Raw genomic sequence first — 2,956 nt, 5'->3', positions numbered from 1 at the left:
AGCAAATAGTTGAGGCCCGCCACATACTGGCGGGAAAACTGGTTACTCTGTTTTTGGGTGTCCTGGCGAACACTCCTGCGACCCATGTACCAGCCATAACCGGCGGCGATGGGCAACAGCAGGAAAAGCAGTTCAAGCATTGAGGAACATTATTCCTTACCCGGTGACCGGGCCAGCTCCAACTCGCGGGATTGACGACGCATGGTGCGGTTGAGGGTGCGGTTTTGCATTTTCAGGCGCAGGAACAGCAGGCCGAATACCAGCCAGCCCAGCAAAAAACCGCCAGCGAAGAAGAAGCCCAACAGCATGGCAAGCGAAAACTCACCCTGAGCGATCAGGTAATTGAACTGAACCAGCTGGCCATTTTGTGAGCCCAGCGCCAGGGTCAGAACAAACACCAGCACCAGCGGAATGAGGGCCAAAATACGCTTCATAAGAGCTCCCTGTCAGTATCTAATGAGAGGCTGATTATCCTTAAAATCGCAGGCAGACTCTAGAGTGAATGGGAAAAGAGTTTAAGAAACAAGACGATTGGCACAGGAATCGGTGCCAAAAAGAAAAAAGGCATACCCGAGGTATGCCCATTTCTGCATTATTCAATGATGTTGACGCGCTCGCGCAACTCTTTGCCAGGTTTGAAGTGCGGGACATATTTCCCGGTCAGTTCAACCTTGTCCCCAGTCTTGGGGTTGCGGCCCACACGGGGCGCACGATAGTGCAGTGAAAAACTGCCAAATCCGCGGATTTCAATCCGGTCGCCGTTTTGCAAGGTCGACGCCATCTGCTCAAGGATCTCCTTGATGGCGGCTTCGACATCCTTGGCCGGCATATGCATGCGGCTGGCTGCCAGTTGTTCGATGAGATCTGATTTGGTCATAACGTTAAATCTCCTTCCCCGATCACATGCAATATTCATTTTGCCAGGATAAAAAAGGGCGGCGCAATGCCGCCCTTTTCTTGCATCAAGGATTACTCACCCTTGGCGGCTTTGAACGCTTCCATCATAGCATTGCTGAACACAACTTCTTCTTGTTGGTTCAGGTTATCGATAGCAACACGCTCATCAGCCTCGTCCTTAGCACGGACAGACAGGCTTACGGTGCGGTTCTTACGATCAACGCCCATGAATTTAGCTTCAACTTCGTCACCAACAGACAGCACCAGAGTGGCGTCTTCTACACGGTCACGAGCAGCGTCGGAGGCACGCAGGTAGCCTTCTACGCCATCAGCCAGTTCGATAACGGCACCTTTGGCATCAACCTCGGTAACCTTACCCTTCACGATAGCACCTTTCTTGTTGTCAGCCAGGTACTTGTTGAACGGGTCTTCTTCGATCTGCTTGACACCCAGGGAGATGCGCTCACGCTCCGGATCCACTTGCAGAACAACGGCTTCGATCTCGTCGCCTTTCTTGAATTCACGCACGGCTTCTTCGCCCTGGTTGTTCCAGGAGATGTCAGACAGATGAACCAAGCCATCGATGCCGCCATCCAGACCGATGAAGATACCGAAGTCAGTGATGGACTTGATCTTGCCGGAAACACGGTCGCCTTTGGCGTGAGTTTCGGCAAACAGCTGCCACGGGTTGGATTTGCACTGCTTCAGACCCAGGGAGATACGACGACGCTCTTCGTCGATGTCCAGAACCATCACATCAACCACGTCGCCAACGTTAACAACTTTGGACGGGTGGATGTTCTTGTTGGTCCAATCCATCTCGGATACGTGTACCAGGCCTTCAACGCCTTCTTCGATTTCAACGAAGCAGCCGTAGTCGGTCAGGTTGGTCACGCGGCCAGACAGACGGGTGGTCTCCGGGTAACGCTTGGCGATAGCAACCCAGGGATCTTCGCCCAGCTGCTTCAGACCCAGGGATACACGGGTACGCTCGCGGTCGAACTTCAGAACCTTGACAGCGATCTCGTCGCCAACGTTGACGATTTCGGAAGGATGCTTAACGCGCTTCCACGCCATGTCGGTGATGTGCAGCAGGCCGTCAACACCGCCCAGATCTACGAATGCACCGTAGTCGGTCAGGTTCTTGACGATACCCTTAACTTCTTGACCTTCTTGCAGGTTAGCCAGCAGGCTTTCGCGCTCGGAGGTGTTCTCGGTCTCGATCACGGCACGACGGGAAACAACAACGTTGTTGCGCTTCTGGTCCAGCTTGATGACTTTGAACTCGAGTTCTTTGTTTTCCAGGTGAGCGGTGTCACGGATCGGACGCACGTCAACCAGAGAACCCGGCAGGAAGGCACGGATGCCGTTCAGTTCAACGGTGAAACCACCCTTGACCTTGCCGTTGATGATACCGATAACGGTAGCTTGCTCTTCGTAAGCCTTCTCAAGCTGCAGCCAGGCTTCGTGGCGCTTGGCTTTTTCGCGGGACAGCTTGGTTTCGCCGAAACCATCTTCGATAGAGTCCAGAGCCACGTCAACGGTGTCGCCGACGTTGATTTCCAGCTCGCCCATGGCGTTCTTGAATTCTTCAGCCGGGATAGCGGACTCGGATTTCAGACCGGCGTCAACCAGTACAAAACCGTTCTCGATAGCAACGACAGTACCCTTGACGATGGAACCTTGACGGGTTTCAACGGCGTTCAGGGACTCTTCAAAGAGTTGAGCAAAAGATTCGATCATTGTTTATGTCACAAATGAAACATCCACTTGCAATCCGGCACAAGCGGGGCTGTTTTAAATAATCTGCGCCATCCTTGGTGCAGACGACCGGATGTCAGCTTGCGCTGGCATCACCAAGTTGTTGCTCTGCATAGGCGAGTACTGTTGCCAGCACTTCATCTATGGTCATAGCGGTAGAGTCTACCACCAGAGCATCTTCTGCCGGTTTCAGGGGTGCAGTAGCGCGATTTCTGTCGCGATCGTCACGTTCCCGAATCTCGGTTAAAAGACGCTCAAAGTTAACATCAAAGCCCTTATCTTGCAACTGCTTATAGCG

The 2,956-nt window shown here is 53.0% G+C and carries 4 protein-coding genes and 1 pseudogene; all 5 read right to left on the bottom strand.

What is annotated here, in order from left to right:
• Positions 1-140, bottom strand: a pseudogene (locus tag G5358_RS20680) (lipopolysaccharide assembly protein LapB); the annotation flags it as partial.
• A 9-nt stretch (positions 141-149) separates the two neighbouring features.
• Positions 150-434: a LapA family protein gene (locus tag G5358_RS20675; RefSeq protein WP_005337143.1), complete on the bottom strand. Its 285-nt coding sequence runs from the start codon at positions 432-434 to the stop codon at positions 150-152.
• 158 nt (positions 435-592) lie between these two features.
• Complete coding sequence (ihfB, locus tag G5358_RS20670) at positions 593-877, bottom strand: integration host factor subunit beta (RefSeq protein WP_005299934.1); 285 nt, start codon at positions 875-877, stop codon at positions 593-595.
• Between the two features lie 92 nt (positions 878-969).
• A complete protein-coding gene (gene rpsA, locus G5358_RS20665; RefSeq protein WP_005337148.1) occupies positions 970-2,640 on the bottom strand; it encodes a 30S ribosomal protein S1 in 1,671 nt (556 codons plus the stop codon).
• Between the two features lie 94 nt (positions 2,641-2,734).
• On the bottom strand, positions 2,735-2,956 hold a 222-nt coding region (locus G5358_RS20660; RefSeq protein ID WP_421279270.1), incomplete at its 5' end, for a (d)CMP kinase.

The organism is Aeromonas sp. 604176, from assembly GCF_049170755.1.
GTDB classification, from domain to species: Bacteria; Pseudomonadota; Gammaproteobacteria; order Enterobacterales; family Aeromonadaceae; genus Aeromonas; species Aeromonas veronii_A.
This window is presented reverse-complemented; position numbering and strand designations above follow the sequence as displayed.